This window comes from Pseudomonas sp. HY2-MNA-CIBAN-0224, assembly GCF_040310285.1.
Lineage (GTDB): Bacteria > Pseudomonadota > Gammaproteobacteria > Pseudomonadales > Pseudomonadaceae > Aquipseudomonas > Aquipseudomonas helleri.
This window is the reverse complement of the sequence record NZ_JBEOPQ010000366.1, coordinates 1-292: the sequence shown is the minus strand read 5'-3', so window position 1 is coordinate 292 and position 292 is coordinate 1. Positions and strand designations below refer to the sequence as shown.

Annotated in this window: 1 protein-coding gene; it reads right to left on the bottom strand. The window is 45.2% G+C overall.

The window, feature by feature from the left end; genetic code table 11:
- On the bottom strand, positions 1–292 hold a 292-nt coding region (locus tag AAEZ03_RS26770; protein WP_350582819.1), incomplete at both ends, for a DUF2345 domain-containing protein.

Here is a 292-nt window from a genome sequence, read left to right as displayed (position 1 = left end):
CTCAACCTCTTTGGTGGAGGAGGCGATGTTCACATCGTGCTTGGCGGTTGCTTCCAGTTTCCCTGTATGGGCGGATAGGGTGATATTTTCTTTGGCATTGGTCATACTAAACTGACCATCGGCTATGATATTGAGTGATTCGCTACTGACTTGATGATGACTATCGCCACTACTAATCATCATGTCCGTTTGCGTAGTACTAATTATCTCACCCATACTTCTGTGAATCAGTATATCGTCACTGACATAACTTGTGTCTGCTGCGCTGTCGATTAGCGTGTAAGGTGTTTGC